The sequence below is a fragment of the Vibrio sp. 1401 genome, from assembly GCF_033340295.1.
The window spans coordinates 1-4,952 of record NZ_JAWOWF010000091.1; the positions used below are offsets into that span (position 1 = coordinate 1).

Consider the following 4,952-nt stretch of genomic DNA (forward strand, 5'->3'; position numbering starts at 1 on the left):
ACCACCTCCGCAGCCATTTATTGGTGTGGTCTACAGAGGATTATGTCTTTTTAGAGGGGAAAATCCCTAGAACCCCGACTACCTTGGTGATCTCGCCTTTCACGTAGTGAACAAATTCTTCCAACTGATCTGCGCGGGAGGCCAAGCGATCTTCTTCTTGTCCAAGATAAGCCTGTCTAGCTTCAAGTATGACGGGCTGATACTGGGCCGGCAGGCGCTCCATTGCCCAGTCGGCAGCGACATCCTTCGGCGCGATTTTGCCGGTTACTGCGCTGTACCAAATGCGGGACAACGTAAGCACTACATTTCGCTCATCGCCAGCCCAGTCGGGCGGCGAGTTCCATAGCGTTAAGGTTTCATTTAGCGCCTCAAATAGATCCTGTTCAGGAACCGGATCAAAGAGTTCCTCCGCCGCTGGACCTACCAAGGCAACGCTATGTTCTCTTGCTTTTGTCAGCAAGATAGCCAGATCAATGTCGATCGTGGCTGGCTCGAAGATACCTGCAAGAATGTCATTGCGCTGCCATTCTCCAAATTGCAGTTCGCGCTTAGCTGGATAACGCCACGGAATGATGTCGTCGTGCACAACAATGGTGACTTCTACAGCGCGGAGAATCTCGCTCTCTCCAGGGGAAGCCGAAGTTTCCAAAAGGTCGTTGATCAAAGCTCGCCGCGTTGTTTCATCAAGCCTTACGGTCACCGTAACCAGCAAATCAATATCACTGTGTGGCTTCAGGCCGCCATCCACTGCGGAGCCGTACAAATGTACGGCCAGCAACGTCGGTTCGAGATGGCGCTCGATGACGCCAACTACCTCTGATAGTTGAGTCGATACTTCGGCGATCACCGCTTCCCTCATGATGTTTAACGCCGCCATAAGTTGCGGCTTTGTAGTTGATTGTTTTGTGGTAGCGTAGCGTTAAGCCACAAAACAAGCGACGGAAAAGCCGTCAACTTGATGGCCTTGTTAGCCTTATCAGCGCGACTGTGATGTATAAACGTCAAAAATTGAACGACCAATTTTAACAATCGCATCATTTCGCTCTGCCATTGAAGCCTGTGTTTGAGCTAGATAGATGCTCACAATAATTGGGGCTTGATGCTCACTCCACACAACTGCTGTAATACTCCGAGCACCAAATCCGCCAGCACCTGAACGATCCGCAATGTTCCATCCCGCCGGCAATACTGAACGTAGTAAATTACCAGTGACTTGATTGTTCACCATCCAAGACTCTAATTTTTTTTTGTTCATTTCAGATAGCGCTGAACCAAATAAAAATTTATTCAAAGTACTGGCTATTGCCTTAGGAGTTGTCGTATCCCTCAAATCACCGAGCTTACCTTCATTTAAATCAGGCTCAATACGGTCTAGACGAGTCTCTTTGTCCCCAATTTGTCTTAAAAAATCAGTAACGCCTTTGGAGCCACCTACAGCACTTAGGATGATATTTGCCGCAGTATTATCACTTGTAGTCATAGTTGCGAAGCACGCATCATCGAGTGTGATTGCCTGCCCTACTTGCTTTTCTATTACAGGGGAATAGGTCACAAGATCTGCTTTCTTAATCTCGACTGTACTATTGGGATTAACTTTTCCTTGCTCAGCATCATATAGTAATTTAGCGCAAGCTATTGTTTTAAAAGTACTTGTCAACGGGAAGCGCTGATTGCCATTGTAATCCCAGTATTCTCCATTTTGAGTATCAAGAACGGAAACACCTATACGAGCAGAAAGAGAAACTTCAATTGCCTTAACGTCTTGTTCAACTTGCCGAAACTTTGAACTACTTGCAAAAGCATAAAAGATACGCTATTCTTAGCATTTGCTCCATGTCTCAATGCATTAAAAGATTACAAACGCATATAAGGTTACTTAAGATAAATGTCTCTACTTAGTCGCTATGAACAACTTAATTTGATTCAATGTAATAGACGTTACAAGCTCATAATTGCACATTTTTAATGACGTTCAGAGGTCGTCAATAATGAATTTTCTGATAAAAAATATTCTGCTCATTACTCTTTTTGTTCCTTTTGTAACAGCAGCAAACAATACAGACACTAAAACGCTGGAGGTTAAACAATTAACCGATAATATCTATCAGCATATCTCATATAAACATGTTGAGCCTTGGGGGTTTATTGGCGCGTCTGGCTTAATTGTAGTCGATGGAGATGCGGCATACCTGATTGACACTCCTTGGACGACCAAAGCAACCAATCAACTTATTGAATGGATTGAAGATAGAGGTCTCGTACTAAAAAGCGCAATAGTAACTCACTTTCATGAAGATGCGAGTGGTGATTTACCACTTTTAAATGATTTAAAAGTTAACACTTATGCCACTTCACTCACTAATCAACTTCTTAAACTCAATAACAAAGAAATTTCGAATACTGAAATATCGAGCAATGAACTCAAAATTTTCAACGGCATTGCGACAGTGTATTATCCTGGCCCAGGCCATACTGAAGATAACATCGTTGTTTGGTTACCGAATGAAAAGCTATTATTTGGCGGTTGCTTTGTTAAAAGCCTCCGTAATAAAAGTCTAGGTTACACTGGAGATGCAAATATAGGCGAATGGTCGAACTCTATTCAAAGAGTGCTGCAACGCTATCCAGATATAGTCACTGTAGTGCCTGGGCATGGTCAGGTTGGAGACGTTAGTTTACTCCTTCATACACAAAAATTAGCATCATCCGATAAGACTTCTGACAAATAGACAAATAAAGCAAAGGAAAAATAGTGGAGCTAAGAGGTAGTAGAATAAAACTATCACCATTTGATAGTTCAGATAGACAGTTGTTCATAGAAATATCAATGTGCCCCATTATGATGGAGCATGTGTATGAGCCTCTAACTTATCAAGAAGCTGTGGCAGCGTTTGAGTTAAAATCTCAATCTTGGCAGTTTGAAAGTGATCACTGGCTTTCATTTGGTATTGAGGACATATCATCAGGAGAAAAGCTGGGCAGTATTGGATTGAAGGTCATTAATCACAAGGCGCGAATAGCCGAAGTAGGTTACATGATTAAGCAAAGTGCTCAAGGCAGGGGAATTGCTGGAGAAGCTTTAACATTAATTAAGCAATTTGGGTATAGGAAGTATAAACCACCTTTTTGCTCCTCATCCGAAGTATCTTACCTGAAATTCCCTCACTCGTTTACCGCTCAAGCCCCAATTTTAACTGCCGGTCCAGCCTAAACCGCTCTAATAAGGTTCGATTTGGCGGTAAAATCTCTAGCCTGATAGCTCGAGAGATACAAACTGCCCCACCGCCCCGTTTAAAAGTTGGCAGTGTTGAGCAGTGTTGGATTTGGGGTCGTCAGTCAAAGAGACGACTCTGTGATGGATCGAACAGGCTGGGAGTCAGTGGCGGCGCTCGTTCTGGTGGCAGCTCACGCTGCTTGGCGGCATTCGCCTTGGCTGTTTTCTGTTTCAGATGCTTGAGAATCTGCTCAATGACCTTCGGATCTTCGATGCTGGCAATCACTTTGACGTGACCGCCGCAGTGTTCGCAGACTTCAATATCAATATTGAAGACTCGCTTGAGGCGTTGCATCCAGGTCATGGCGCGGTGGCGCTCTGCAGGACTCTTGTCACGCCAGTTAGTATCGAGACCTTCCGATTTGTCGGGCTTCTTGCCCCGCTTGGCGGGTGTTACTTGAACTCGGTGTTTGCTGTTCGGTGCAAAGACGCCGTGGAAGCGTGTGAGGTTGACTCGCGGCTTAGGTACCAACGCAGCGAGTTTGGCGATGAAGTCCAGCGGCTCGAAGATCACATGGGTGGTGCCATTGCGGTACGGAGTTTTGAGCTCGTAACGCACCTGCCCATTGGCGGTTAATGCCAGACGTTTTTCTGAAACCGCTGGCCGACTAATGTAGCGACACAAGCGCTCAAGCTTATCCCGCTGATGCGCTTCGGCCATCACACCGGCGTGTAGCGAGAAACCAGCATGGTTGGCTACTCGACTGCTTGAGTCGGCTTTATCCTCACGCCCTGGCAAGGTTTGCAGGGTGAAGACTTTGCGCCCTTGCTGGGGGCCGACGGCAATGCGATACGTAACCGAAGCACCATGTAATTGAGTCAGCGTATCGTCTTCGCCCTCTTCCAGTGTCAACCACGTATTCTCGGCATCACGCTCCAAAATCCCACGCTTTTCCATGCAGCGAGCGATGCGATGGCTGAGGGTGTGAGCGAGCGTATTCAGCTCATCGTAAGTGGGTGCCTTGACACGATGGAAGCGTTGCTTGCCATAGTCATCTTCGGCATAGACACCATCGAGAAACAGCATGTGGTAGTGGACATTGAGATTTAGCGCGGAGCCAAAGCGTTGGATAAGAGTCACTGAGCCAGTTTGTGCAGAGGCTTTGGTGTAACCGGCTTTTTTGATCAGATGAGTTGAGAGTGTACGATAGACGATACTCAAGACCTGGCCCATCAGCTGGGGATGGCGAGCCAGCAAAAAGCGTAGCTGGAAAGGAAAGCTGAGCACCCACTGGCGAATGGGCTCCTTGGGGAAGACTTCGTCTATCAGCAGCGCCGCACTCTCGGCCATCCGGCGGGCACCGCAGCTAGGGCAAAAGCCGCGTCGTTTACAGCTGAAGGCGACCAGACGCTCGTGATGACAATCCTCGCAGCGAACCCGCATGAAACCATACTCCAGACGGCCACATTGGAGGAGGTCGTTGAATTCTTGTTGGATGTAGCGAGGCAGGTGTTGACCTTGGGCTTCGAGTGAGGCTTTGAAGGCTGGGTAGTGCTGCTCAACCAGCTGGTAGAGCAGCGTCTGGTCGGGTTGGTGGCGTTCGTAACCGTTTGTTTGAGTGGGCGATTGACTCGCCGTGGCGTTCCTTGCCAGCGACATGGGGGTTCTAGGGATTTTCCCCTCTAAAAAGACTTAATCCTCTGTAGACCACACCAATAAATGGCTGCGGAGGTGGGT

At 47.1% G+C, this 4,952-nt stretch carries 5 protein-coding genes; 2 read left to right on the plus strand and 3 right to left on the minus strand.

What is annotated here, in order from left to right; all coding sequences use genetic code 11:
• Positions 1–40: 40 nt before the first annotated feature.
• Together aadA1 and blaPSE are read right to left on the minus strand one after the other, a co-directional pair.
• Entirely contained in the window at positions 41–859 is an 819-nt protein-coding gene (gene aadA1, locus R7Z77_RS23580) for an ANT(3'')-Ia family aminoglycoside nucleotidyltransferase AadA1 (RefSeq protein WP_181726426.1), read from the minus strand.
• 117 nt (positions 860–976) lie between these two features.
• Complete coding sequence (gene blaPSE / locus R7Z77_RS23585; protein ID WP_181726425.1) at positions 977–1,810, minus strand: PSE family carbenicillin-hydrolyzing class A beta-lactamase; 834 nt, start codon at positions 1,808–1,810, stop codon at positions 977–979.
• Between the two features lie 178 nt (positions 1,811–1,988).
• Between blaPSE and R7Z77_RS23590 the strand changes: the two genes are divergently transcribed.
• Together R7Z77_RS23590 and R7Z77_RS23595 are read left to right on the plus strand one after the other, a co-directional pair.
• On the plus strand, positions 1,989–2,729 hold the full coding sequence (locus tag R7Z77_RS23590) for a subclass B1 metallo-beta-lactamase VAM-1 (protein WP_181726415.1): 741 nt from the start codon (positions 1,989–1,991) through the stop codon (positions 2,727–2,729).
• Positions 2,730–2,752: 23 nt separating this feature from the next.
• Positions 2,753–3,211, plus strand: a complete 459-nt coding sequence (locus tag R7Z77_RS23595) for a GNAT family N-acetyltransferase (protein WP_181726414.1) — start codon at positions 2,753–2,755, stop codon at positions 3,209–3,211.
• 121 nt (positions 3,212–3,332) lie between these two features.
• Here R7Z77_RS23595 and R7Z77_RS23600 read toward each other — a convergent pair whose 3' ends face one another.
• The gene (locus R7Z77_RS23600; protein ID WP_000050481.1) at positions 3,333–4,874 is read right to left on the minus strand and encodes an IS91-like element ISCR1 family transposase; all 1,542 of its coding nucleotides are present in this window, start codon (positions 4,872–4,874) and stop codon (positions 3,333–3,335) included.
• Positions 4,875–4,952 lie beyond the last annotated feature (78 nt).

Excerpts from the sequence above, each read along its gene's own strand:
- R7Z77_RS23600 (WP_000050481.1), bottom strand. The coding sequence starts at position 4,874 with ATGTCGCTGGCAAGGAACGCCACGGCGAGTCAATCGCCCACTCAAACA.
- aadA1 (WP_181726426.1), bottom strand. The coding sequence starts at position 859 with ATGAGGGAAGCGGTGATCGCCGAAGTATCGACTCAACTATCAGAGGTA.
- R7Z77_RS23590 (WP_181726415.1), top strand. The coding sequence starts at position 1,989 with ATGAATTTTCTGATAAAAAATATTCTGCTCATTACTCTTTTTGTTCCT.